19 protein-coding genes and 5 tRNA genes are annotated in these 23,316 nt (G+C 62.7%); 7 read left to right on the top strand and 17 right to left on the bottom strand.

All coding sequences use genetic code 11. The features are described from left to right. Positions 1 to 87 precede the first annotated feature (87 nt). Complete coding sequence (locus H0I86_RS10200) at positions 88 to 1,779, top strand: molecular chaperone HscC (RefSeq protein ID WP_180924912.1); 1,692 nt, start codon at positions 88 to 90, stop codon at positions 1,777 to 1,779. Here H0I86_RS10200 and H0I86_RS10195 read toward each other — a convergent pair. The 13 genes from H0I86_RS10195 to uvrB form a co-directional block, all read right to left on the bottom strand. Beyond that, entirely contained in the window at positions 1,776 to 4,460 is a 2,685-nt protein-coding gene (locus tag H0I86_RS10195) for a DUF805 domain-containing protein (RefSeq protein ID WP_180924911.1), read from the bottom strand. The two genes, H0I86_RS10200 and H0I86_RS10195, sit on opposite strands and share 4 nt — an antisense overlap. Next, a complete protein-coding gene (locus H0I86_RS10190; protein ID WP_180924910.1) occupies positions 4,457 to 5,155 on the bottom strand; it encodes a DUF1266 domain-containing protein in 699 nt (232 codons plus the stop codon). Before H0I86_RS10190 ends, H0I86_RS10195 begins: the two co-directional genes overlap by 4 nt. Positions 5,156 to 5,341: 186 nt before the next feature. Then, complete coding sequence (locus H0I86_RS10185; RefSeq protein WP_007922004.1) at positions 5,342 to 5,788, bottom strand: Hsp20 family protein; 447 nt, start codon at positions 5,786 to 5,788, stop codon at positions 5,342 to 5,344. 120 nt (positions 5,789 to 5,908) lie between these two features. Beyond that, complete coding sequence (locus H0I86_RS10180) at positions 5,909 to 6,868, bottom strand: tRNA dihydrouridine synthase (protein WP_180924909.1); 960 nt, start codon at positions 6,866 to 6,868, stop codon at positions 5,909 to 5,911. Between the two features lie 119 nt (positions 6,869 to 6,987). Next, positions 6,988 to 7,425 (bottom strand): acyl-CoA thioesterase, encoded by a 438-nt coding sequence (locus H0I86_RS10175; RefSeq protein WP_180924908.1) that lies wholly within the window; start codon positions 7,423 to 7,425, stop codon positions 6,988 to 6,990. 48 nt (positions 7,426 to 7,473) lie between these two features. Then, on the bottom strand, positions 7,474 to 8,307 hold the full coding sequence (locus H0I86_RS10170; protein WP_180924907.1) for an alpha/beta fold hydrolase: 834 nt from the start codon (positions 8,305 to 8,307) through the stop codon (positions 7,474 to 7,476). A 29-nt stretch (positions 8,308 to 8,336) separates the two neighbouring features. Next, on the bottom strand, positions 8,337 to 8,876 hold the full coding sequence (locus H0I86_RS10165; RefSeq protein ID WP_180924906.1) for a TetR/AcrR family transcriptional regulator: 540 nt from the start codon (positions 8,874 to 8,876) through the stop codon (positions 8,337 to 8,339). Positions 8,877 to 9,056: 180 nt separating this feature from the next. After that, a tRNA-Glu gene (locus tag H0I86_RS10160) sits at positions 9,057 to 9,132 on the bottom strand. 80 nt (positions 9,133 to 9,212) lie between these two features. Next, positions 9,213 to 9,288 (bottom strand) — tRNA-Ala (locus H0I86_RS10155). 53 nt (positions 9,289 to 9,341) lie between these two features. Continuing rightward, positions 9,342 to 9,417, bottom strand: a tRNA-Glu gene (locus H0I86_RS10150). Between the two features lie 78 nt (positions 9,418 to 9,495). Further along, positions 9,496 to 9,571: transfer RNA gene (locus tag H0I86_RS10145), tRNA-Ala, on the bottom strand. Positions 9,572 to 9,796: 225 nt separating this feature from the next. Further along, positions 9,797 to 11,278 carry a glutamate--tRNA ligase gene (gltX, locus tag H0I86_RS10140; RefSeq protein WP_180924905.1) on the bottom strand — a complete coding sequence of 494 codons (1,482 nt, stop codon included), beginning with the start codon at positions 11,276 to 11,278 and terminating at the stop codon, positions 9,797 to 9,799. A 240-nt stretch (positions 11,279 to 11,518) separates the two neighbouring features. Beyond that, the gene (gene uvrB, locus H0I86_RS10135; protein ID WP_180924904.1) at positions 11,519 to 13,534 is read right to left on the bottom strand and encodes an excinuclease ABC subunit UvrB; all 2,016 of its coding nucleotides are present in this window, start codon (positions 13,532 to 13,534) and stop codon (positions 11,519 to 11,521) included. 335 nt (positions 13,535 to 13,869) lie between these two features. On the opposite strand from uvrB, the gene H0I86_RS10130 reads away from it, so the two are divergent. Together H0I86_RS10130 and H0I86_RS10125 are read left to right on the top strand one after the other, a co-directional pair. After that, positions 13,870 to 15,066, top strand: a complete 1,197-nt coding sequence (locus H0I86_RS10130) for an amino acid aminotransferase (protein ID WP_180924903.1) — start codon at positions 13,870 to 13,872, stop codon at positions 15,064 to 15,066. A 134-nt stretch (positions 15,067 to 15,200) separates the two neighbouring features. Then, positions 15,201 to 15,395, top strand: coding sequence for a hypothetical protein (locus tag H0I86_RS10125; RefSeq protein ID WP_123412204.1), 195 nt, complete (start codon positions 15,201 to 15,203; stop codon positions 15,393 to 15,395). Positions 15,396 to 15,401: 6 nt separating this feature from the next. Here the strand turns inward: H0I86_RS10125 and H0I86_RS10120 are convergent, their stop codons facing one another. Beyond that, positions 15,402 to 15,635 (bottom strand): hypothetical protein, encoded by a 234-nt coding sequence (locus H0I86_RS10120; RefSeq protein WP_007923734.1) that lies wholly within the window; start codon positions 15,633 to 15,635, stop codon positions 15,402 to 15,404. Between the two features lie 270 nt (positions 15,636 to 15,905). Between H0I86_RS10120 and H0I86_RS10115 the strand changes: the two genes are divergently transcribed. Further along, positions 15,906 to 15,981 (top strand) — tRNA-Asn (locus H0I86_RS10115). Positions 15,982 to 16,543: 562 nt separating this feature from the next. Beyond that, positions 16,544 to 17,701 carry an MFS transporter gene (locus H0I86_RS10110; protein ID WP_180924902.1) on the top strand — a complete coding sequence of 386 codons (1,158 nt, stop codon included), beginning with the start codon at positions 16,544 to 16,546 and terminating at the stop codon, positions 17,699 to 17,701. 54 nt (positions 17,702 to 17,755) lie between these two features. Here the strand turns inward: H0I86_RS10110 and H0I86_RS10105 are convergent, their stop codons facing one another. Then, complete coding sequence (locus tag H0I86_RS10105; RefSeq protein ID WP_180924901.1) at positions 17,756 to 19,294, bottom strand: nucleobase:cation symporter-2 family protein; 1,539 nt, start codon at positions 19,292 to 19,294, stop codon at positions 17,756 to 17,758. 237 nt (positions 19,295 to 19,531) lie between these two features. Here H0I86_RS10105 and H0I86_RS10100 point away from each other — a divergent pair, with 237 nt between their 5' ends. Continuing rightward, positions 19,532 to 19,951, top strand: coding sequence for a hypothetical protein (locus tag H0I86_RS10100; protein ID WP_180924900.1), 420 nt, complete (start codon positions 19,532 to 19,534; stop codon positions 19,949 to 19,951). A gap of 166 nt (positions 19,952 to 20,117) precedes the next feature. Here the strand turns inward: H0I86_RS10100 and H0I86_RS10095 are convergent, their stop codons facing one another. After that, positions 20,118 to 20,954, bottom strand: coding sequence for an arylamine N-acetyltransferase family protein (locus tag H0I86_RS10095; protein WP_180924899.1), 837 nt, complete (start codon positions 20,952 to 20,954; stop codon positions 20,118 to 20,120). Between the two features lie 187 nt (positions 20,955 to 21,141). Here H0I86_RS10095 and H0I86_RS10090 point away from each other — a divergent pair, with 187 nt between their 5' ends. Continuing rightward, positions 21,142 to 21,732 carry a GNAT family N-acetyltransferase gene (locus tag H0I86_RS10090; protein WP_180924898.1) on the top strand — a complete coding sequence of 197 codons (591 nt, stop codon included), beginning with the start codon at positions 21,142 to 21,144 and terminating at the stop codon, positions 21,730 to 21,732. Positions 21,733 to 21,735: 3 nt separating this feature from the next. On the opposite strand, the gene H0I86_RS10085 is transcribed toward H0I86_RS10090, so the two are convergent. Beyond that, entirely contained in the window at positions 21,736 to 23,298 is a 1,563-nt protein-coding gene (locus tag H0I86_RS10085; RefSeq protein ID WP_180924897.1) for a sensor domain-containing diguanylate cyclase, read from the bottom strand. Between the last annotated feature and the right edge of the window lie 18 nt (positions 23,299 to 23,316).

Here is a 23,316-nt window from a genome sequence, read left to right as displayed (position 1 = left end):
GGTCTGACAGATCAACGGGGCAGCAATTGCCAGTGTCTGGCGCAACCTGTAGGGTCGCGTTTTTTGTGACGCCCCACGAGATCGATCATGCAGGATGCAACCCTCCCCCGCCCGGCTTTGCTGGGCATTGACCTTGGCACCACCAACAGCCTGATCGCCGTCTGGCAGGACGGCCGCGCCCAGCTGATCCCCAATGCCCTCGGCGATGTCCTCACCCCGTCGGTGGTCAGCCTCGATGAAGACGACAGCATCCTGGTGGGCAAAGCCGCGCGGGCCCGCCTGACGACCCACCCGGAGCGCACGGTGGCCGCCTTCAAGCGCTTCATGGGCAGCGACAAGCGCCTCGAACTGGGCGGCCGGCCGTTCAGCCCGGAAGAACTTTCGGCGCTGGTGATCGGCTCGCTCAAACAGGATGCCGAAGCCTTTCTCGGCCATCCGGTGCAGGAAGCGGTGATTTCGGTGCCGGCCTACTTCAGCGACGAACAACGCAAGCGCACCTTATTCGCCGCCGAACTGGCGGGCCTGACGGTGTCGCGGCTGATCAACGAACCGACCGCGGCCGCCATGGCCTACGGGCTGCATGAACAGAAGTTCGAACGCACGCTGATCTTCGACCTGGGCGGCGGAACCTTCGACGTCACGGTGCTGGAATACGCCCTGCCGCTGATTGAAGTGCACGCCTCCACGGGCGACAACTTCCTCGGCGGCGAAGACTTTACCGAGGCCTTGTTGCAGGCCTGCCTCAAGGACTGGCAACTCACCCCGGCGCAGATCGACGCCCAGGGCATGGCCAGCCTGGGTGACGCCCTGGAACAGCTCAAGTGCAAACTCGCCGACGGCACTCAGTCACTGAGCTGGCGTAATGGGGACCGGTCATATGAATGGACCCTGGACGAAGCGCTGGCGCTGAAGATCTGGGAGCCGCTGCTGGCCCGCCTGCGGGCACCCATCGAGCAGGCCCTGCGCGATGCCCGCCTCAAGCCCCGCGATCTCGACAGCCTGGTGCTGGTGGGCGGCGCCACCCGGATGCCGGCGGTGCAGCAAATGGTCGCCACCCTATTCGGGCGCCTGCCTTACCGTCACCTCGACCCGGATACGATTGTCGCGCTGGGCGCCGCCACCCAGGCCGCCTGCAAGGCCCGGGACGGGGCCATCGAAGAATTGATCCTGACCGACGTCTGCCCCTACACCCTGGGGATTGCGACCAACCGTCGCGAACACGTCCGCGACGCCTTTTCGCCGATTATCGAACGCAATACGGTGATCCCGACGTCGCGGGTGAAGCAGTTTCATACTACCCATCCGTATCAGGAACTGATCCGTATTGCGGTGTATCAGGGTGAGCGGCCCTGGGTAGAGGACAATATTTTCATCGACGCCTTCGACGTGCCCCTGAAGCCCAGCGAACAGATCCAGTCCCTGGACGTACGCTTCAGCTATGACATCAATGGCCTGCTCGAAGTCGACGTCACCCTGCTGGCCAGCGGCGAACGCCATAGCCACAGCATCGACCGCAGCCCCACCGGGCTCGATGCGCACTCCCGGCAAGCCAGCCATGAGCGGCTGACCGCGCTGAAAATCCACCCTCGCGACGCCCTGCCCAACCGCACTCTGCTGGCCCGGCTGGAACGGGCGTGGGCGCAAAGCCTGGGCGACGAGCGCGAACAAATCGCCGACTGGCTGGGCACCTTCACCGCCGTGCTCGGCGGCCAGCAACCGGCGGAGATTGCCAGCCATCGAACCCAGTTGAACAAGGCGCTGGATCAACTGCGCCTCTAGCCGTTGAGCCGCCGCAAGCTGGCCTGCAAACCGCCAGGCAGCGCGTCTTCAGCGGCGCTGTCCGGCGGTACGCCATAGCGGTTGGGCAGTTTGTCGCCAGGGAAGGCAAACAGAATCAGCGCCAGGAATGGAAAGAACACCGACAGACCGCCCAGCACCAGAAAGGTCGGGATGCCACTGCCCATGTCATGCAGGCGGCGCAACATCGCCCCGAGCAAAAACACAGTGCCCAGCAACGACACGACGATCGCGGACAGCGATGTGCCGCTGAATAACGCGGCCAGCGGCGTGATCAGCGCAGCGCCCAGCACCTGCCAGAAGAACGCTCCACGCCCCAGCCGTGTGCCCAGCCGCCAGAAAGCCGTGGCCGGCGTCGGACGGCTGTCGCCCTTGGCCAGCAGCAGACGCTCGCTCCAGGACAGCAGCGCACTGAAGGCAAAGCGCAGGCCGAGTCCGTGCTCCGGGTTGTCCTTGGCTCGCTGCATGCGCAGCAGCACTTTCTGCCGTGGCACACCGGCACTGCCGTAACGCACCAGCCCCTTGAGCACATCGAGGGCCAGGTAAAAGGCCTCGCTGTCGATCCCTTCGTCTTCGGCCAGCGTCTGATGCGGCGGTCGTGGCGGCTCGCCCTTGATCAAGCCGTGGCGAAAGCCATCGAACCAGTCCTGGGGGTTGGTGATTTCGGTAATCCGGTCGAGCAGGTATCGACGCTGTTGCGCATCGATTACCGGGTCGTGATACAACACGCCACTCAAGAGCATGCGCCCGAGCAAATCGTCCGCGAAAGCATGCAGGTCACTGCGCAGGCATTGGTACAAGCGCTCATTGTTCAACAATCGCGCACTGTCGAGCGCTTCCTGGACGCCAAGCACCTGCCGGTCGAGCAAGGCATGCACCGGATCGTCCAATTGCAGCCAGCCGAGCAAAGCGCTCAGGTCGCCCTGTTCGCGCTGCAACTGGGCAAGCTGCGGCTGCAGCCGGCTGAGCGGATGGGACGGATTGAGCGCCAGACGCGCCAGACACTGCGAGTCGATCAATTGCCACCAGCGTTCCGGCTGCTCCAGCAATGCCATCAGGAACAGCGTATGGGCGTACCAGTGCCAGACCGCCTCGCCTGTCCCTGGTGGCGGCAACACGACGCCGCGCTGGCTCAGTTGCAGCAGCAGGTTCAGTTCCGACAGATCGCTCGCGGCATCGGTATCGCTCAATTCGAAAGACTCGGCGATACGCTCCAGGGCGGCATGACCGTAAGGACGCAATCGGCGCAGCCACAAACGGCAGATCTGGTGCGGCTCACCGGTTGTCAGCGCATTGGCCAGTTGCACCGAAGCGCCCCCCTCATCGATGAAGGCTTTCATCGCTAACGGAATCGGCGCCTGGCTCAACCAGCGCAAGTGCTGCCCGGCCTGGTCCTTGAACCCGCTCAGCACCAGGGCTTCGAGGGCATCCAGCGGCTGTGGCTCGTCCAGCACTTGTTGCAACAGGTCTGCTGCGCCACGGTGCAAGACCCAGGCATGCCGGTACAGGCGCAACAACCGGGTATCGGTGTTCTGGCCAAGCAACTGCGCCAGCAAGGGCAACTCGTCGCCGCTCATCCGCCAATCGATAAAGGCCTGCGCCAACCCCTGCAGCTCGAGCCGGCCAACGCCGAGCCAGCGGATCAGCGTCTCGGGACGTTGCGAAGGGCTGCCGTATTCCTGGGTGACGTGGGCGAGATCGGTGGACCAGTCGCTGAAAGGCTCCAGACGATCAAAGGCCTGAATCAGCAGCGGCAAAAAGTCCGGCTGACGTTTGGCGCACAGCGCCAGCAATTGGCTCTCGGCCTTGGGATGACGATGTTCCTGCCAAAGCCGGACCCAGCAAGGCAATGCCTGATCGTCCAGCCCCAGCAGGCTGTTCTGGCACGCCAACAGGTAAAGCCAGTCCACATCATCCGGCGCTTCGCGCTGCTGCTCGATGCACAACTGCAGCAGCCCCTGGCCACCGATGCCGGCCTGGGTGAATTGCACCAGCAGGCGCTTGATAAACACTGCGTCGTTCGGTAACGGCAGGCAGGTGTGTTGGCTGGCGAAGCCTTCGTACTCGTGGAGCGGTCGCCGGTCGAAGATGAAATCGAGGCTGCGCGCGAACCACAGGCTTTCGGTCTGCGCCGGCTCCGACCAGCCCCCCATCAGCGCCGTGTCGAATGGGTCCGGGGCCTTGATCCGGTTCAGATAGTCCTCGACATGGCGGGCCTGATCGAAACCCAGCTCCAGCAACTGCTGCTCCCAGCCCATGCGCTGGGCCAGCAGGCCCGCGCAACGGTAGGAAAGCGGCCCGGCGTTGGCCGTCCGCTGGAACAACTCCCAGCGCAGGTCATCGAGCAGGCCGAGCGGCAGTTGATCCAGCGCCTTGATAAAAGCCTGCCAGGCATCCGGATTGAAGCGGCGCACCGGATCATTCAGCAGCGCATCGAAATCGAGGATGGCTTGCTCGGGCGCAGGCTCGCTCTCCTGCGACGCCTCAAGCTCCTGCTCGTTGTCACGCACCAGCCGCAGCGCACTTTCGTAGGCCTGGCGCAGTGCCTGGAACCCTTCGGGATCGGTCTCCGGATGATGCTCCGGCAGACGGGCCCGATAGGCATTGCGAATCAGCGCTTCATCGGTGGTAGGGTCGATGCCCAGCTTTATCCAGCAACTCATGACCAGTCGAACTCCTCTAGCGACGCCGGACGCTGCGGCAAGTCGAGATCCAGGTGCCAAGGCAAGTCCGCCAGACAATCCGCCATGTTTTCAGCGAGCCCGCGGGCAATCATCTGGCTGTGGGGGTTCTCCCCCTGTCGATCCAGTTCGTAAGCCAGTTCGTCATCGCTATTGCCCAGGCAACCCCAGAACGCGCGGCCAGCGAGGAATCCATTGAAATAGGCGAACCAGCTGCCGTAGTGGTATTGCGCCCTGACCGCCAGCCGGCTGTGCAACCACAGGCTCTCGGCCAGATCGATCCACTGATTGCGCACGCCACAACGCAAGAGAAACCCCATGCGCCCGTAATCCCAGGCCAGGATCCCACCCGGGCCGCAAGCGCCAAAGGTGCGGCTGGCAAACCCATGCAGGATGCGTTCACGGGGTTCGAGCGTCTCGAGCAGGGCCTGCCATTCGCTCGGCAGACAACGCTGCCAGGCGCGATACGCGTCGTCGAGGTGGGTGGCATGACCGTTGTCAGTCATCCTTTCCAGCATGCCCAGCAACTGCCGTCGGTCACTGATGCCCCAACTGCCTTGCAGGTCGATGGAGTCCGAGCCGGGGTAGAACGCGGGGTTGTCGTATCCGGCGCGAGGGTTGAGCGCAACCATCGGCGCAGAGAGGCTCCACAGCCAGTGCTGCTGTATCTCATCCATGAAAAAGGCTCCAGGCCGACCAGTGAGGAATGGGGGGTCGGCAAAACTGCGGCGGATTGTAGAGAAAGCGCCACAACGCGGCAAAGGCGAACAATGATTTTCCCGGGCATAAAAAAGGCCCCGACTGGTCGGGGCCTTTTTCAGCGACTCAGCGCTCGATCACACACCGGTGTGGCGGCGCAGGGATCAATGCTGCAGGGCTGGCTTCTGCGTCCCGTTGATCGGGATGCGCTTGGCTTTCGCTTCTTCCGGGATCACCCGCAACAGGTCGATGCTCAACAGACCGTTGCTCAGGCCGGCGGCCTTGATTTCGATGTGATCGGCCAGGCGGAAGGACAGCTTGAACGCACGCTGGGCGATGCCCTGGTGCAGGAAGGTGACGCCTTCGTTCGCGTCACGCTTGCCGCCACTGATGGTCAGCACGCCCTTCTCGACTTGCAGCTCCAGGTCTTCTTCCTGGAACCCGGCGGCGGCCACGACGATGCGGTACTGGTCGTCACCGTGCTTTTCGACGTTGTAGGGCGGGTAGGTGCTGCCTGGCTCATTGCGCAGGGCGGTTTCGAACAGGTCGTTGAAACGGTCGAAACCCACCGAGGAACGAAACAGTGGCGCGAGGGAAAATGCAGTACTCATGGTTCAAATCTCCTGAAAACAATCAGCAAGTTTTTTGTCTCCGCGACCCGAATTCGGCATCGCGTAACCCTTAGATAGGGACCGCCGATTGCATTTCAAGAGACTTTTTGCAGATTTTTTTCAGGCCGCCTCGGCCACCGGCAAGCCCAGCAAACGCGAGACTTGATCCGGCTCGGTTTCACGGCGCAGGACGGTGAACAGCTCCACCGCCTCGGGATAATTGCGGGTCAGCATCGCCAGCCACTGCTTCAAACGACCAGGCGACTGGCGCGCCGTCATTTGAGCTTTGGCTTGCAGCCAGAAGTCCTGGATCAGCGGCATCAGCTCGGCCCAGGTCATCTCGACGACTTCCTCGCCAGCACGTGCGGCGGCGATCTGTTTGGCCAGGTCCGGACGCGACACCAGGCCACGACCGAGCATGATGTCTTCCACGCCGCTGATTTCCCGGCAGCGGCGCCAGTCTTCGACGCTCCAGATATCGCCGTTGGCGAACACCGGCACCTTGACCACGTCCTGCACCCGCGGAATCCATTCCCAGTGCGCCGGCGGCTTGTAGCCGTCGACCTTGGTCCGCGCATGCACCACGATATGTTCCGCGCCACCTTCGGCCAACGCCGTGGCGCACACCAGCGAGCCATCCGGGCTGTCGAAGCCGAGGCGCATCTTGGCGGTCACCGGGATATGCGCCGGCACGGCACGCCGCACATGCTCGACGATCTGGCTGAGCAGCTCCGGCTCCTTGAGCAGCACCGCACCGCCCCGGGATTTGTTGACGGTCTTGGCCGGGCAGCCGAAGTTCAGGTCGATGACTTCGGAACCGAGCTCACAGGCCAGGGCGGCGTTTTCCGCCAGGCACACCGGATCGGAACCCAGCAGTTGCACCCGCAGCGGCACGCCGGACGCGGTCCGCGCGCCATTCAACAACTCGGGGCCGAACCTGTGGAAATAGGCCGGCGTAAGCAACTGGTCGTTGACCCGGATGAACTCGGTCACGCACCAGTCGATACCACCGACCCGGGTCAGCACATCCCGCAGGATGTCATCGACCAACCCCTCCATGGGCGCCAAAGCAATTTGCATGAATCACACTCAACGTAAAACGCGATAAAAAAACGTGCGGCAGTTTACTGGGTTTCGCCGGGGAGCAGGTATTTCAACGGGTGGATGGTCACCGGCGGCGATGAAGCCATGCCGAAGGCTCAGCTCGCGCCTTGCAACGCCGGCCCATAACCTTCAAGAAATTCCACCGGCATGCGCTTGGGCTTGCCGCTGGACAGCTCGATGCAGACAAAGGTGGTCTGGGCCCGCAGCAAGGTGGTGCCGTCGCTCGGACGCACCAGCTGGAAGCGCCGCGACATCTTCAGGCGCTGGTCCCAATCGACGATCCAGGTCGCCAGTTGCAGCTCGTCGCCTTCATAGGCCGCCGCCAGGTAGTCGATCTCGTGGCGTACCACCGCCATGGCCCGATCCAGGCGGCGGTACTCGCTCAGGTCCAGGCCCAGGCGCTGGGAATGACGCCAGGCGCAACGCTCGAGCCAGGTGACATACACCGCGTTGTTGGCATGCCCCAAGCCGTCGATGTCTTCGGCACCCACCTGCAGATCGATGATAAATGGCGTTGCCAGATCCCAGCCCATGCCCCACTCCCGGTCAGATTATTCGACCGGGGCAGTGTAACGGATTGCTCAGGCGGATTGGCGCGCTTGCAGGCTGCGGCCGGCCAACAGCGTCAGCACGCCCTCGATCACACGTGGATCGGCCAGTACACGCTGATGCCCGCCCTCCTTCAGGCGCAGCAAGCGGCTGTCGAACCAGGCCTCGTGGATCAGATCGGATTCCTTGACCGGGACAAAGTTGTCGTCTTCGGCATGCACGATCAACCCGGGCATATCCAACTGGTAGTGCGCGACATCCATGGCCGCCGCGCGCATGCCGACATCCTGCTCCACCTGGCGGATAAAGGCCGAGCGCGCTTTGGGCGGCAGGCGCACATAACGGGCGAAGCCGCGCAATACACCGAGTATCCGCGCCGGGGCGGCGATGCTGACCAGGGTCTCGGTACGCAAGCCCAGTTGCACCGCCAGCATGGCGCTGGCGCCCCCCATGGAATGGCCGATGACCGCGCGCAGCGGCGGTAACTCCGCGGCGGCTTCGAGCATGGCCCGGGCAAACAGCATCACATTGGCCTCGTGCCCGGGAGAACGTCCGTGAGCAGGGCCATCCAGCGCCACGACGCTGTAACCGGCGTCCACCAGCGCATCGATCAGGCTGGCGAATTGCGTCGGACGCCCTTCCCAGCCATGCATCAGCAGCACCGCCGGCCCCTGGCCCCAGCGCAATGCCGAGAGCCCGAACCGCAGGGTGATGCGCTCCGAACGCGCCAGCAGCGGCAGCTCCCAGTCACGCGGCAGCCGCTCGCGCGGCGTCATGAATGCCAGTCGCATCTTGCTGGCGACCAGCTTCGGTGCAACCCAGCCCAAGGTGCCGTTAACGCCACGAACCCAACTTAACGTGCTCATCGCTCCTCTCCTCAGGCCAGCGCCTCAGGTCATAGCACCGCCGACTTGGCAGCGCGCAGTAAACGGTCCGACAGCTCACCGGCTCCCAGCGCCCTGGCCAGAGACAAGCCACCCACCATCAGGGCCAGGTCGGCCAGAGCCTTGTCGATGTCTTCGGGGGTGGTTGCCAACTGAGCCAGCATCAGCTCGATGTGTTCATTCAGGACTTTGCGGAAATCGTCCGGCAGGCGCCCCATCTCACCGACCGATGCGGGAATCGGGCAGGCCTGCTCGCTGGAATCGCGGTGCTTGCGCGACAGGTAGAACGCCGCCACCAGCGCCCGCCGCTCTTCGCCGGTCAACGACGCATCCATATCGGCGATCAGGCCCCGGCGCTGGGCCAGCAATTGGCTGAACGCTTCCAGCATCAGGGCGTCCTTGCTTTCGAAATGCGCATAGAAGCCACCGACCGTCAGGCCCGCGGCGCCCATCACTTCGCCCACGCTCGGCTCGGCCGGGCCACGTTGCACCAGCGCGGAGCTGGCGGCCTGGAGAATGCGTTCGCGGGTTTGAGCTTTTTTATCGTTCATCGTTGCCTCCGAATATTACAATCAGAATATTATTCTCATAATAAATTTTCGCAAGTCGTTAGTGTGACCGCCGGTCAGAGAACAGTGTGGGGAGAAAGGAAGAATGGCCAAACGCCAGACAAACAAAAGGGCCATTCAATAATTGAATGACCCTTATAAATCCCGCAAAGCGGGTAATCGTGGCGTCCCCTAGGGGACTCGAACCCCTGTTACCGCCGTGAAAGGGCGGTGTCCTAGGCCACTAGACGAAGGGGACACAAACCCTTCTATACAATTGATCAGTGCTGAGAACTGATCGATTCAAGGCCGGTGTGGCCAGGCCTTGAACTGTAAAATTGGTGGAGCTAGACGGGATCGAACCGTCGACCTCTTGCATGCCATGCAAGCGCTCTCCCAGCTGAGCTATAGCCCCGGATTTTTCGCCTCGCGGCGGAGCGACATCTTGCAACATCGCTTCTGTAAAACTGGCGTCCCCTAGGGGACTCGAACCCCTGTTACCGCCGTGAAAGGGCGGTGTCCTAGGCCACTAGACGAAGGGGACGCATACCCTTCTAACAACTGATCAGTGCTGAGAACTGATCGATTCAAGGCCGGTGTGGCCAGACCTTGAACTGTAAATTGGTGGAGCTAGACGGGATCGAACCGTCGACCTCTTGCATGCCATGCAAGCGCTCTCCCAGCTGAGCTATAGCCCCTCGTCGGTGAGGACGGGGCGAATCTTAAGGGCGTATCGGAAGGCTGTCAAATTTTTTTTCAGCTTTTTTTAAAAAAATTTGCCGGCATAACAACCACTTACCGCCCTCCCCCGTAAATCCGGGGCTTTTGCGGACCGTTGTGCCCTCCGCCAACGACCGCAATTTCACTTCTTGCACAGTTCCGCGGGAGCCAGCGTGCCGGCTCCCGCGAATCAGCGCGCTGAATCAGGCGATGGCGCCCAACAGCTTTTCCCACTCTTTGTTTTCTTTCTTCGACACGCCACCCAGCAGGTCGATGGCCTGGCGCAGGCGGAAACGGGTCAGGTCCGGCCCCAGAATCTCCATGGCATCGAGCACCGAGACCGAGCTGGCCTGACCGGTGATCGCGGCGAACATCAGCGGCATGGCATCACGCAGCTTCAGCTCCAGGGATTCGACCACGGCCTGGATGGTCGCGGTGATGCTGTCCTTTTCCCACTGACGCAGGCTTTCCAGCTTCCACAGGATCAGTTGCATCAGTTGCCGTACCTGGTCGCCCGACAGCTTCTTCGATTCGAACAGCTTGGCATCCGGAGTCACGCCACCGGCGAAGAAGAACCCGGCCAGCGGTGCTATCTGGCTGAAGGTCTCCACCCGGCCCTGCACGTGCGGCGCGATCTTCATCAGGTATTCGGGGTTCAGCGCCCAGGTCTGCACGCGGCTGGCGAACTCTTCCACCGGCAGGTCGCGCAGCCACTGGCCATTGAGCCACGACAGCTTCTCGATATCGAAGATTGGCCCGCCCAGGGAGACGCGCGACAGGTCGAAGTTGTCGACCATTTCCTGCAGCGAGAACTTCTCGCGCTCGTCCGGCATCGACCAGCCCATGCGGCCCAGGTAGTTGAGCATGGCTTCCGGCATGAAACCCATGCGCTCGTAGAAGGTCACCGAGGTCGGGTTCTTGCGCTTGGACAGCTTGCTCTTGTCCGGGTTGCGCAGCAGCGGCATGTAGCACAGCTGCGGCTGTTCCCAGCCGAAATACTCGTAGAGCAGAATCAGTTTCGGCGCCGAAGGCAGCCATTCCTCGCCACGCAATACGTGGGTGATGCCCATCAGGTGGTCGTCGACCACGTTGGCCAGGAAGTAGGTCGGCAGGCCATCGGTCTTCATCAGCACCTGCATGTCCATGCGATCCCACGGGATCTCGACATCGCCACGCAGCATGTCCGGCACCACGCAGACGCCTTCGCTCGGCACCTTCATGCGGATCACGTGCGGTTCGCCAGCGGCCAGGCGGCGGGCGACCTCTTCCTTGGGCAGCAGCAGCGCGCGGCCGTCGTAGCGCGGCGTCTCGCCACGGGCCATCTGCTCGGCGCGCATCTGGTCCAGCTCTTCGGCGGTGCAGAAGCACGGGAAGGCATGACCCATGTCGACCAGCTGCTGGGTGTACTTCCGGTAGATCTCGCTACGCTCGCTCTGCCGGTAAGGGCCGTGCGGGCCGCCCACGTCCGGGCCTTCGCTCCAGTTGATGCCCAACCAGCGCAAGGCGTCGAAAATCTGCTGCTCGGACTCGCGGGTCGAACGCAGTTGATCGGTGTCTTCGATGCGCAGGATGAACTCACCGCCGTGCTGCTTGGCGAAGCAGTAGTTGAACAAGGCGATGTAAGCGGTACCTACGTGGGGATCCCCGGTAGGCGATGGCGCGATGCGCGTGCGGACGGTGGTCATGGCATGTCTCGGAAAGAAGATGAAAAGCGAAGATCAAACAAGAGGCGAATGGTAACAGGCGATGCCGACCCCGCTCCAGTGAGCAGGGCATTTAAGCCAAGGTTGAGGCTATTCGAAACGAATCTGTAGTCGCTGCCGCAGGCTGCGATAGGTCCGCAGGACCTCCAGCGATTTCAAGAACGCCACGGCCGTACCGGCCGATCACAGCCTGCGGCAGCGGCTGCAGGCAACAATTGCAGATCAGACCGTCAGCAAACGCTCGCGCAGCTTGCCGATTTCGTCGCGCATCTGCGCCGCGGCTTCGAATTCCAGGTCGCGAGCCAGCTGGTACATCTTCTCTTCGAGCTGGCGGATGCGCTTGGCGATCTCGCTGGGCGAACGCAGTTCGTTTTCGTAGCGGGCATTTTCCTCGGCGGCCTTGGCCATGCCCTTGCGCTTCTTGCTGCGCGAACCGGGCACGGTGGCGCCTTCCATGATGTCGGCGACGTCCTTGAACACGCCTTTGGGGGTGATGCCATTGGCCAGGTTGAAGGCGATCTGCTTGTCACGACGGCGCTCGGTCTCGCCAATCGCCCGCTCCATGGAGCCGGTGATGCGGTCGGCGTAGAGAATCGCCCGGCCGTTGAGGTTACGCGCGGCCCGGCCGATGGTCTGGATCAGCGAGCGCTCGGAACGCAGGAAACCTTCCTTGTCCGCATCGAGAATCGCCACCAGCGACACTTCCGGCATGTCCAGGCCTTCGCGCAGCAGGTTGATCCCCACCAGCACATCGAAGGTGCCCAGGCGCAGGTCGCGGATGATCTCGACCCGCTCCACGGTGTCGATGTCCGAGTGCAGATAACGCACGCGCACACCGTGATCGGCGAGGTAATCGGTCAGGTCCTCGGCCATGCGCTTGGTCAGGGTGGTCACCAGGACCCGCTCTTCCACGGCCACGCGCTTGGTGATTTCCGACAGCAGGTCATCGACCTGGGTCAGCGCCGGACGCACTTCCACCTGCGGGTCGACCAGGCCGGTGGGGCGCACCACCTGCTCGACCACCCGGCCGGCATGTTCGGCTTCATAGTTGCCCGGCGTGGCCGAGACGAAAATCGTCTGCGGGCTGACGCTTTCCCATTCGTCGAAACGCATCGGCCGGTTGTCCAGCGCCGAGGGCAGGCGGAAGCCGTACTCCACCAGGGTTTCCTTGCGGGAGCGGTCGCCTTTGTACATGGCGCCGACCTGCGGCACACTGACATGGGACTCGTCGATCACCAGCAAGGCGTCCGCCGGCAGGTAGTCATACAGGGTCGGTGGCGCCGCCCCGGCAGGCCGCCCGGACAGGTAGCGCGAGTAGTTTTCGATGCCGTTGCAGTAGCCCAGCTCGAGGATCATCTCCAGGTCAAAACGGGTGCGCTGCTCCAGACGCTGGGCTTCCACCAGCTTGTTGTTGCTGCGCAGGTATTCCAGGCGCTCCTGCAGCTCGACCTTGATCCCCTCGATGGCGTCCAGCAGGGTTTCCCGCGGCGTCACGTAGTGGCTCTTGGGATAGAAGGTGAAACGCGGCAGCTTGCGAATCACTTCGCCGGTCAGCGGGTCGAAGGCGGAGATGCTTTCCACCTCGTCATCGAACAGCTCGATGCGAATCGCTTCCAGGTCGGACTCCGCCGGGTAGATATCGATCACATCGCCGCGCACGCGAAAGGTGGCGCGGGCAAAATCCATGTCGTTGCGGGTGTATTGCAGGTCGGCCAGGCGGCGCAGCAGGGCGCGCTGGTCGAGCTTGTCGCCGCGATCGACGTGCAACACCATCTTCAGATAGGTTTCCGGGCTGCCCAGGCCGTAGATGCAGGACACCGTGGTGACGATGATCGCGTCCTTACGCTCCAGCAGCGCCTTGGTCGCCGACAGACGCATCTGCTCGATATGGTCGTTGATCGAGGCGTCCTTCTCGATAAAGGTGTCGGAGGACGGTACATAGGCTTCCGGCTGGTAGTAGTCGTAGTAGGAAACGAAGTACTCCACCGCGTTGTTCGGGAAGAACGCCTTGAACTCGCCGTACAGCTGCGCGGCCAGGGTCTTGTTCGGCGCCAGCACCAGGGTCGGGCGCTGCACCTGGGCGATCACGTTGGCGATGCTGAAGGTCTTGCCCGAGCCGGTCACACCGAGCAGCGTCTGGTGCGCCAACCCGGCCTCGATGCCCTCGACCATCAGGCGGATGGCTTCCGGCTGATCGCCGGCGGGCTGGAAGCGGGTGACTAGCTGGAATTCAGACATAACGTACCTCTGGATTCACTCCAGCGCGACGCCGCCGCACAGGAACGAGAAAGACCGCAAACGACGAGTGTCGCGGGGAAAATACTGGATTGTGCTGGATGTGGAGGCAAATTCCACAGCTTTCAAGGTAAAGGCCCTAAGCCCCTCTACGACTTTGACGTTGCAATAAGACTAACGGTCGAAAAATAAACCGAAAAACTTGCCGGAAAAGCCCTTTCAGCTGTCGCCGCGCACAGTGATGGCCTCTATACTAGCTCCCCGTTTGTGCACCGCTCTAGTGCATTCGGCTGGAGCGCGACACGTCCCTCCACATTCCATTCAGAGCCGCCGTAATAATGAGCCTGTTCTCCGCTGTCGAAATGGCACCACGCGATCCTATCCTGGGCCTCAACGAAGCATTCAACGCCGATACCCGTACCAACAAGGTCAACCTGGGGGTCGGTGTTTACTGCAACGAGGAGGGGCGAATTCCACTCCTGCGCGCCGTTGTCGAAGCCGAGACGATCCGCGCCGCTCAACATGCTTCCCGTGGCTACCTGCCGATCGACGGTATCGCCGCCTACGACCAGGCCGTGCAGAAGCTGCTGTTCGGCAACGATTCGCCGCTGCTGGCCGCCGGTCGCGTGGTTACCACCCAGGCCGTCGGCGGTACCGGCGCACTGAAGATCGGTGCCGACTTCCTCAAGCAACTGCTGCCTGACGCTGTCGTGGCCATCAGCGATCCAAGCTGGGAAAACCACCGCGCGCTGTTCGAAACCGCCGGTTTCCCGGTTCAGAACTACCGCTACTACGACGCCGCCACCCACGACGTGAACCGCGTCGGCCTGCTGGAAGACCTGAATGCCCTGCCAGCCCAGTCGATCGTGGTCCTGCACGCCTGCTGCCACAACCCGACCGGCGTCGACCTGAGCCCGGAAGACTGGAAAAACGTGCTGCAGGTGGTCAAGGCGAAAAACCTCGTGCCGTTCCTCGACATGGCCTACCAGGGCTTCGGTGACGGCATCGCCGAAGACGCCGCCGCCGTACGCCTGTTCGCCGAATCGGGCCTGACTTTCTTCGTCTCCAGCTCGTTCTCCAAGTCGTTCTCGCTGTACGGCGAACGCGTTGGCGCCCTGTCGATCGTCAGCGAGTCGAAAGAAGAAAGCGCGCGCGTGCTGTCGCAAGTCAAACGCGTGATCCGCACCAACTACTCCAACCCGCCGACCCACGGTGCAAGCATCGTTGCCGCGGTGCTCAACAGCCCGGAACTGCGCACCCAGTGGGAAGCCGAACTGGCCGAAATGCGCCTGCGCATCCGCGGCATGCGCCTGCAGATGGTCGACCTGCTGGCCAAGGGCGCGCCACAGCGCGACTTCAGCTTCGTCGCCCGTCAGCGCGGCATGTTCTCCTACTCCGGCCTGACCGTCGATCAAGTGACGCGCCTGCGCAACGAGTTCGGCATCTATGCCCTGGACACCGGCCGCATCTGCGTGGCCGCGCTGAACCAGAGCAACATCGACGTCGTGACCAAGGCCATCATCCAGGTGATCTGAGCCACGTGCGGTGAATGAAAAGGGGGAAGCCTGAGGGCTTCCCCCTTTTTTGTGGGCCGCCCTCGCCGGCCCGATGCCCACTAGACTGAATCCAGCTCTCCTTCTTCCCCATCGCTTCCCTATCGAGAATTCCCATGAGACACGACGACTTGCGAGCCGACCGCGACGAACTGGACCACTTCCCCCGCCCGCAGAAACGCGAAAAGAACCTGGTCCTGCAAATTGCCCTGGGGGTATTTTTCGGCGGCCTGGCGCTATGGCTGGTGCAACTGGCCGCCACCTCGCTGGCCGCGAAGCTCATGCTGGGCACCTTTACCTTCGGCGGTTAAGAGCGCTCAACCGGCCAGTTCAGCGCTGCGCTGGCTGGCGGCATCATCGAAGGCCACATACAGCGACTCGGCGACCTGGCTCTTGATGGCCTTGGCGCTTTCCAGCCCCAGGACAAAACCCTCGGCCTTGCCACCTGCACGGTTCAATTCAGCGGCCGATCCAGCCTGGGTAATGGCGTCCCACAGTTTCATGGCCTGGGGACCGACGCCTTTGGGCAGGCTGATTTGCTCGATGCTCATAGGGCCTCCCCAGACAGAGGCGACAGGGCAAGCACTACAGCGGGTAAAAACTTGAACAGGGTCATGAGCGTTACCTTTTCGGCAGGAAGCCGGGAGCGCGTGAAACCACTGCCGGGGCGCCATGGTAGACCTGTACCGCGGTTCCGGTAACCGCCAACGGGCAAATAGCCGCGGATTGGCGTCATGACCAGGACCAAACAAGCCCACCCAAGCGAAATTTTGTTTTTGGATGCTTGACTTCTCCTTTTTAATCAGTAAGATACGCCGAATTCCGCGATAGCTCAGTTGGTAGAGCAAGTGACTGTTAATCACTGGGTCCCTGGTTCGAGTCCAGGTCGTGGAGCCATCTTCCTACACTGATTGGCCAGCACTACTTACAGGAGCGCCCTGCTCCTACGGCGAATCAGTTCAGCGTCCCCTCCCCCAAGATCGATTCACCGCATGCCAGATCGGCATGCGGATACGCGTTTGCGCTGCACCCGACTCCAGCCTGTCTCCGATTGCCTGACGTCAGCGCCTGAAGTAGGCTGTGCCCCTTCTCATGCCAGCCGTCACGACTCATGTTTTTCCCCGCACAGCCCCCTCACAGTGTTCTCTCGATGAGCCCATCGCAGACCTTCGCGATGTTGCAATCCGACTGCGCGATCAATCGACGCCGCCGCAGCGTGCTGTTCGCCTTCACCTTCTCCCCTCACGCCTGACCCCACCGTTGCGCCCGAACCCGGCGCGGAGCTGATGCCGCAGCGGCCCTTGCCTGCCGCGCATCGATTCATCCGCCGCTTTGCACCGCAGAATCCCGGCCCGGCCTACGCCTGCGTAAGTCGAACCGGAACCCTGTCCAAGCCAAAGCGCCGCGCCACCGCAAACCGTTTTTTGAGCGCCCGACTCGTCGGGCGCAGGTGTCTTCCATGAACAAAACCCTGTTGGCCGCGCTGATCCTCGGCATCTCGATTGTCGGCCTGAGCATCGGCTCCACCGTGCCGGTCATTGCCTTGCGCCTGTACCAGGCCGGCGCCTCGAACACCCAGATCGGCATCATGTCGGCCCTTCCCGCCGCCGGCATGATGCTGTCGGCTTTCCTGGTGAACGGCCTGTGCCGGAGACTCAGCCGCCGGCAGATCTACCTGCTGTGTTTCAGCCTGTGCGCCTTCAGCATCGGCGCCCTGGAAATCCCCGGGATCAGCCTCACCGGCCTGGGGCTGGCGCGGATCGTCATGGGCTTCGGCGCCGGGCTGATCATCATCCTGGGGGAAACCTGGGTCAACGAGATGGCCGCGGACACCGTGCGCGGACGGGTGATCGCGGTCTACACCACCTGCTTCACCGTATTCCAAATGATTGGCCCGGGCCTGGTGGCCCTGCTCGGCACCAAAGGTCCAGCGGTGATCGCCACCGTCAGCGCGGGTTACCTGCTGGCCATTGCGGCGATCTGGTTGACCCTGCCACGCCAGCGCCCTGTCGCCGCCCACGCCGAGAACAAGAGCTTCTCGGTACTGGGCTTTATCCGGGTGGCGCCGGCGCTGTGCGTGGGCATCCTGTTCTTCGCCTTCTTCGATACGGTGATTCTCTCGCTGTTTCCGGTCTATGCCGCGACTCACGGCTACGCCATCAAACTCGCGGCGCTGATGGTCAGTATCATTCTGCTGGGGGATGCGGCGTTCCAGTTTCCCCTGGGCTGGCTGTCGGACAAGGCCGGACGCGCCGCCATCTACCTGGGCTGCGGCGTGGTGTCGTTGGCGATCGGCCTGGGGCTGCCGTTGCTGATGAACTACCCGGCGCTGCTCTGGCCGAGCCTGGTGATACTCGGCGCGGCGGCCGGCGGGGTGTATACCCTGGCGATCATCCTGATCGGCCAGGAATTCAGCGGCCCCGACCTGGTCACGGCCAACGCCAGTGCGGGGTTGTTGTGGGGTATCGGCAGCCTGCTGGGGCCGCTGCTCAGCGGCGGCGCCATGAGCAGTAGCGTCCACGGCCTGCCCTTGGCGCTATCAGCGGCCGCCGCCGTGGTGGTGCTGTTCGCCTTGTCGCTGGTCCGGCAAGGGCTGCCGGACCGGGTCGCGGAGTAACCAGCCGCCAGGCCTGGACTGATGCGCCCAGCCTGGCGACTCGATCAATCGGCCCTAGACCTTGCTGGTTTCGACCGCGCCCGAGGCATGGGCCGAGGGCTGATGAGTAGCCGCAGAATGCTCGCCATGGGACGTATCCACCACTGGGATCTCGTTACCCTCGGCATCGTGCAGCTTGCCGCCGCTGAAATAGTCGCCTTCACGCAGCGCCGCCAGGTCCTGGTAGCGCAGGGTGCGCTCGGACGCCACGGCGAACACCGATTGCTGGTCCGAGTTGCCCAGGGTGAAGTGGTTGAAAGTCAGGTTCAGCGCGATGGCCATGATCGCCGACGAGCTGATGCCGGAATGGAAGATGGTGGCGAACCAGCTTGGGAAATGGTCGTAGAAGTTCGGCGCGGCGATGGGAATCATGCCGAAGCCGATCGAGGTGGCGACGATGATCAGGTTGACGTTGTTGCGGTAGTCGACCTTGGACAGGGTCCGGATACCGCTGGCCGCCACGGTGCCGAACAGCACGATACCGGCACCGCCGAGCACTGAGGTCGGCACAGCCGCAATCACCCGCCCCATGAACGGCAGCAGGCCGAGGATCACCAGGACCACCCCACCGGTGGCCACCACGTAGCGGCTCTTGATCCCGGTCACCGCCACCAGCCCGACGTTCTGAGCGAAGGCGCTCTGGGTGAAGGAACCGAAGATCGGCGCGATCATGCTCGACAGCATGTCGGCGCGCAGGCCATTGCCCAGGCGCTTGGAGTCGACCTTGGTGTCGATGATCTCACCCACCGCGAGGATGTCGGCCGAGGTCTCCACCAGGGTCACCATGATCACGATGCACATCGACAGGATGGCGGCGAAATGGAAGGTCGGCATGCCGAAATGAAAGGGTGCCGGGAAACCGAACATCGGCCCCTGGGTGACCATGGAGAAATCGGCCATGCCCAGGAACACCGCGATGATCGTCCCCACCACCATGGCCAGCAGGATCGACAGCCGCGAGATGGTCGCGCTGCCGATCTTGCTCAGCAGCAACACCAACACCAGGGTGATTGCCGCCAGGCCGATATTGGCCATGCTGCCGAAGTTTTCCGCATGGCTGTTGCCACCCATGGCCCAGCGCGCGGCCACCGGCATCAGGGTCAGGCCGATGGTGGTGATCACGATGCCTGTGACCAGCGGCGGAAAGAACTTGGTGATGCGTGAAAACACCGGAGTGATCAGCAGACCGATCAGCGAGGCGGCGATCACCGCCCCGAGAATCGACTGGAAGCCCCCTTCGCCACCGCTACTGACAATCGCCACCATGGTCGCCACGCCCGAGAAGGACACGCCCTGGACCAGCGGCAACTGACAACCGAAAAACGGCAGGCCGAGAGTCTGCAGGAGTGTCGCCAGGCCGCCGGCAAACAACGATGCCGCAATCAGCAGACCGATGTCCGCCGGGGCCAGGCCGGCGGCCTGGCCGACGATCAAAGGCACCGCAACGATACCGCCGTACATGGTCAGAACATGTTGCAGGCCGTAAGCCATATTTGCGCCAAGACCGAGGTTTTCATCTTCAGGCCGTTGCGGTGAAACAGAGGGCGTTTTCATGGTTGGGGGGTTCCCTGGTTTTTGTTATGGGGCACACTGTATTCAACAGCAGAGACAAATGTCTATAGAGTTGTATACACTTTATTCAGCACAGCCCAACCTCATAAAACCGCGATACCCGACAGCCAGCTCCCGCCTTTCACCTCCCGAACACTGCGCCAGACACCCTGATAGAATCCCGCGTCCAAAGGGCGCCTACCCAGGCAACGCCCTTCGTCTACGCATGGAAGCGCTTGAATGAATCATCTCCGCAATAGCTTCAGCCTCGCCTATGGCAGCTTCCGCACGATCGTGGCCTTGCAGGGTTTTGTCCTGGCCATGTACAGCGCCAGCTTCGCCGACAGCCTATGGCAAGGGTTCTGGGCTGGCCTCGGGACCTTTGCCCTGTTCGTCGCCGGCGGCGCGATATTCGGCTTTCTGCCCATGGCGCTGGTGTTTACCCCGCTGTACGCCCTGCTCTGCGCCAAGGGGCTTGCCAATTGGCTCAGCAGCCTGCTGCTGGGATTGACGATTGCTGGAGTGCTCTGCCTTCACCCAGCCTTGCGTTTGCTGATGCCGCTCTGGCTGCTGGACAGTGCATTGATTGCGCTGCTGACTCACTGGACGTATCGCCGGCAGCTGAAGAATGGTTATGAGCAGATGCCTTTATGGCGTTGACCTGGGCCGCCTCTTTACTCGGCATTCGCCAGTCCCGGGCAGCCGGCTGGGCTACAGCGTATCCGTGGGTTCCATGGAAACCTTCGTCGATCGCCGCCAAACCTGGGCGGAAACCGACGATTTCTAGCTACGCCTCGACACCGAGGAACCCTGAAGCCCGGGCCGATCAGGCCGATTGCGGCACTGCCAGTAATTCGCCAAGGACTTCTCGCAGCCGCGGATGCCGGGGGACCCGAATGGCGAACTCGTTCTGCAACAGGGCAATCAACTCGTCGGGGTCGGTGATCTGCCGCCGCTCGCTGTCCTGGCCCAGGCGATGCACGGCGTAGCTGCCGTTGTTGAGGGTCCGGCGCAGGCCTTCGCCCATCAGCGCGACTTTCAGCTGGCCGAGAAACGGTGAGTCCTTGTGGGTCGAGACGAACCAGTTGCCCATCTCGTAATCTGCCGCTTCCTGCCGCTGCAAGTCGAACACATACATCGCCCGCCACTCGCCGACGACCTTGGCGCGCAGGGTGTAGCTGCCGTCACGCTCGGTGATGCGATAGGGCTCGTGGGGCGTGGCCTGCTCGTCCCCGGTATCGAGCAGCAGCGGCGCGGTAGGCACCATGCCGCCAAAGCCGACATCCGAGACATAACGCACGCCATCCAGGGTCAGCAGCACCAGGCGGTGGGTACGCGCCGGCCAGGCATCTTCCGGCCCGCCCATCACCACCCGCCCGGTAATGCCGCGCGCCTCGTAGCCCAGGTACTGCAACAGCACCAGGTACATCTGGTTGAGTTCGTAGCAGTAGCCGCCACGGCCCTCATGCAGGACCTTGTGTTCCACCGAAGCCAGGTCGATCGGTACCGGCACGCGCAACAGGGTCGACAGGCTTTCGAAGGCGAAGGTACTGGTGTGGCGCAACTGCAGCTCGCACAAGGTCGCCAGGGTCGGTGGCGGTGCGCTGTCGTAGCCGAGCCGTTGCAGGTAAAGCGCGAAGTTCATCAGGTGGGGCTGACTCATGGGGTTGTCCTTATGCATGAGGTGTCGCGTATCGGCGCTATGTATAAGCCATTAACGCCCCGAACCGACAATTGATTTGGCCAATATCCCTACTCGAAACGGCCCATTAACGGACCTTGCCAAGGCTTGGGCGCGCACCTGTAATAGGCGGCCGAAGCCCCCTCCTTCACTGTCGGAAAAACCTGTCATGGAAACACTGGAAGGCCCGCGAATCCTCCTGCGACCGCTGCAGCTCTCCGACGCCGACGCCCTAGTCAAGGCCGCTGGAGATGGCCAGTTGTGGAACCTGCCATTCACCGTGGTGCCGTCCAGCGAGACTGTGAACGATTACTTGCAGATAGCCCTCGGCGGCCGCGATGCTGGCACAGTCCAGCCCTTCGCCACCGTCCTCAAGGCCAGCAACGAGGTGATCGGCTGCACCCGCTTCTGGAAGATCGACCGCAAGAACCGCAAGCTGGAAATCGGTAGCACCTGGATCGCCACGCGCTGGCAGAAAACCTTCGTCAACACTGAAGCCAAGTACCTGATGCTGCGCCATGCCTTCGAAGTACTCGGCTGCGTGCGGGTGCAATTCACCACCGACGAAATCAATGAGAAGTCGCGCAACGCCATTTTGCGTCTAGGAGCTAAACAGGAAGGCATCGTGCGTCATGAACGGATCATGCCCGATGGCCGCAAGCGCAACTCGGTGCGCTTCAGCATCATCGACGATGAGTGGCCGCAGGTGAGGCAACACCTCGAACACAAGTTGGCCTACCCGGATCAGGCCCAAGCCTGACCGTCAGCGGTCCGAGCGCGCCAACGGCTGGTTGACGCTCTCGATCGCCACCTGATTGCGCCCGGACTTCTTGGCCTGATACAGCGCGGCATCGGCGTGCTCGAGGAACGCCTCGATGCTGTCGCGCCCGCTCGGCACGAAGCAGTGGCACCCCAGGCTGAGAGTGACCTGGCCAAAGGGCGAGCCGGTGTGCGGGATGTGTTTTTCCATGACGCTACGACGAATCTGCTCGGCCATGGCGAGGGCGCCCGGCATCTCGGTGTCGGGCAACAGCACCACGAATTCCTCCCCGCCATAACGCACCGCCAGGTCGGCCTTGCGCTGGCAGCAATCCCTCAGCACCTGCGCCACCTCGGCCAGGCACTGGTCCCCGGCGACATGGCCGTAGGTGTCGTTGTAGCGCTTGAAGAAATCGATATCGAGCATGATCAGGCTCAGCGGGCTCGCCTGCCGCCCTCCGCGCCCGAACTCGGTCTCCAGCGCCCGCTCGAGCAGCCGGCGATTGGCCAGGCCGGTCAGGCTGTCATGGGTCGCGATCACCTCCAGCGCCGCCTGCGCGGCCCGCAGGTCCGCCTCGATGCGTTCGCCGTTGCGCAGCTGATGCACGAACACCCAGCCGAACAGGCCGATGCCCAGCAGCACCAGGGCGACAATGGCGCTGGACTGGTAGGCGCTGGCATACCAGTCCTTGAGGACCGCGTCCTTCGAGCTGGCCGCGCCCACCACCAGCGGGTAGGCCTCCAACTGCCGATAGCCGTAGAGCCGCATCTCTCTGTCGACCAGCGAACGAATCATGGCCGTGCCCGAGGGCGCCTCGGGCAAGTACTTGCTGAAAATCTCCCCGCGAGCCAGGGATGCGCCGATCTGCCGCTCCTCCAGCGGACGCCGCGCCAGCAAGGTGCCATCGGACAGGGCGAGGAACATGGTGCCGCTGTCATCGATATCGAAGCTTTTGAAGAACTGGTCGAAATAGGCCAGCCTGATGCCGGCCAGCAATACGCCTTCGAAATTGCCCTGCCTGTCGTTCAGACGCCGCGTCAACGGAATGATCCACTCACCGTTTTCCCGGCTGCGGATCGCCGGCCCGACATGAGCCAGCAAGGAAGTGTTCTGCTGATGAAAGCGGAAGTAGTCCCGATTGGCCACGCCTTCGCCGCGTGGCAAGCGATCGAACGAGGTGACCACCCATTGCCCTGCCCGGTCGAACAGGAACAGGCCATGCACCTGTTTGAGCGCCTGCGCCCTCTGCGCAAAGATCTTCTGCAAGAAAGGCTTCTGCGCCGGGCCGTAACCGTCTTTCTGAATCCAGTCGGCCAGGCTGGCCAGCACCAGGTCGGCCTCGATGAAGGTGTCCTCGGCCTGTTGTGCCATGGCCCGGGTCAGGTTCGACGAGGCGACCTGCGCCCGCGCCATATCGTAGTGATAGGACTGCGCCAGCTGCAGATAAAGCAGGCCGCACAGGCACAGGCAAACCATCGAAATGAATACTACCGCGGCCTTGAGCAGCGGAAGCCGCTTCAAGGTTCGATCGGAAGAATGGTGAGGATCGTGAATCGGGATAGGCAAAGCATCATCCTGGCAAGG

Source organism: Pseudomonas chlororaphis subsp. aurantiaca (assembly GCF_013466605.1).
GTDB lineage: Bacteria > Pseudomonadota > Gammaproteobacteria > Pseudomonadales > Pseudomonadaceae > Aquipseudomonas > Aquipseudomonas chlororaphis_I.
Note: the sequence above shows the minus strand (reverse complement) of the source record. Positions and strands in the feature narration are given on the sequence as shown.

What these genes read in the sequence shown, in the direction of transcription:
- H0I86_RS10110 (WP_180924902.1), top strand. Translation starts at nt 16,544, where the DNA reads ATGAACAAAACCCTGTTGGCCGCGCTGATCCTCGGCATCTCGATTGTC.
- uvrB (WP_180924904.1), bottom strand. Translation starts at nt 13,534, where the DNA reads ATGTCTGAATTCCAGCTAGTCACCCGCTTCCAGCCCGCCGGCGATCAG.
- H0I86_RS10170 (WP_180924907.1), bottom strand. Translation starts at nt 8,307, where the DNA reads ATGAGCACGTTAAGTTGGGTTCGTGGCGTTAACGGCACCTTGGGCTGG.
- H0I86_RS10175 (WP_180924908.1), bottom strand. Translation starts at nt 7,425, where the DNA reads ATGGGCTGGGATCTGGCAACGCCATTTATCATCGATCTGCAGGTGGGT.
- H0I86_RS10095 (WP_180924899.1), bottom strand. Translation starts at nt 20,954, where the DNA reads ATGAGTCAGCCCCACCTGATGAACTTCGCGCTTTACCTGCAACGGCTC.
- H0I86_RS10120 (WP_007923734.1), bottom strand. Translation starts at nt 15,635, where the DNA reads ATGAGCATCGAGCAAATCAGCCTGCCCAAAGGCGTCGGTCCCCAGGCC.
- H0I86_RS10185 (WP_007922004.1), bottom strand. Translation starts at nt 5,788, where the DNA reads ATGAGTACTGCATTTTCCCTCGCGCCACTGTTTCGTTCCTCGGTGGGT.
- H0I86_RS10090 (WP_180924898.1), top strand. Translation starts at nt 21,142, where the DNA reads ATGGAAACACTGGAAGGCCCGCGAATCCTCCTGCGACCGCTGCAGCTC.
- H0I86_RS10100 (WP_180924900.1), top strand. Translation starts at nt 19,532, where the DNA reads ATGAATCATCTCCGCAATAGCTTCAGCCTCGCCTATGGCAGCTTCCGC.
- gltX (WP_180924905.1), bottom strand. Translation starts at nt 11,278, where the DNA reads ATGACCACCGTCCGCACGCGCATCGCGCCATCGCCTACCGGGGATCCC.
- H0I86_RS10195 (WP_180924911.1), bottom strand. Translation starts at nt 4,460, where the DNA reads ATGAGTTGCTGGATAAAGCTGGGCATCGACCCTACCACCGATGAAGCG.
- H0I86_RS10130 (WP_180924903.1), top strand. Translation starts at nt 13,870, where the DNA reads ATGAGCCTGTTCTCCGCTGTCGAAATGGCACCACGCGATCCTATCCTG.
- H0I86_RS10200 (WP_180924912.1), top strand. Translation starts at nt 88, where the DNA reads ATGCAGGATGCAACCCTCCCCCGCCCGGCTTTGCTGGGCATTGACCTT.
- H0I86_RS10190 (WP_180924910.1), bottom strand. Translation starts at nt 5,155, where the DNA reads ATGGATGAGATACAGCAGCACTGGCTGTGGAGCCTCTCTGCGCCGATG.
- H0I86_RS10165 (WP_180924906.1), bottom strand. Translation starts at nt 8,876, where the DNA reads ATGAACGATAAAAAAGCTCAAACCCGCGAACGCATTCTCCAGGCCGCC.
- H0I86_RS10180 (WP_180924909.1), bottom strand. Translation starts at nt 6,868, where the DNA reads ATGCAAATTGCTTTGGCGCCCATGGAGGGGTTGGTCGATGACATCCTG.
- H0I86_RS10105 (WP_180924901.1), bottom strand. Translation starts at nt 19,294, where the DNA reads ATGAAAACGCCCTCTGTTTCACCGCAACGGCCTGAAGATGAAAACCTC.
- H0I86_RS10125 (WP_123412204.1), top strand. Translation starts at nt 15,201, where the DNA reads ATGAGACACGACGACTTGCGAGCCGACCGCGACGAACTGGACCACTTC.